The organism is Pollutimonas rozaliensis (assembly GCF_048751585.1).
In the GTDB taxonomy this organism is placed as follows: Bacteria; Pseudomonadota; Gammaproteobacteria; order Burkholderiales; family Burkholderiaceae_B.
The window spans coordinates 1-267 of the sequence record NZ_JAZHOB010000144.1 but is presented as its reverse complement, the minus strand read 5'-3'; the positions used below and the strand labels follow the sequence as shown (position 1 = coordinate 267).

Here is a 267-nt window from a genome sequence, read left to right as displayed (position 1 = left end):
CTTCGTATCCACCCGTCCAGCGACCGCCAGATACGAGGTGTTTGCGACAGCTTAAAGTAGCCTTGCCAGCCTAAAAGGTAGCGTCGTAGATAGGCGACGACCTGTGCGATACTGCGCCCGCCATTTCGGCGTGTCAGTTGCCTAATCCGCGGTTTAAATGTCCCCAACGCTTTGGCTGATATACCACGTCGGACATCTCCACCCTTGGCTTCCCACAGGGCGTAGCCCAGGAACTTGCGGCCAAACACGCTGGTGACCGCACTCTTG

The 267-nt window shown here is 57.3% G+C and carries 1 protein-coding gene; it reads right to left on the bottom strand.

Annotated features, from left to right (window positions below; translation table 11 throughout):
* Positions 1 to 267 (bottom strand): group II intron maturase-specific domain-containing protein (locus V0R37_RS22320; RefSeq protein ID WP_420376585.1); only part of this gene is annotated, 267 nt, incomplete at both ends.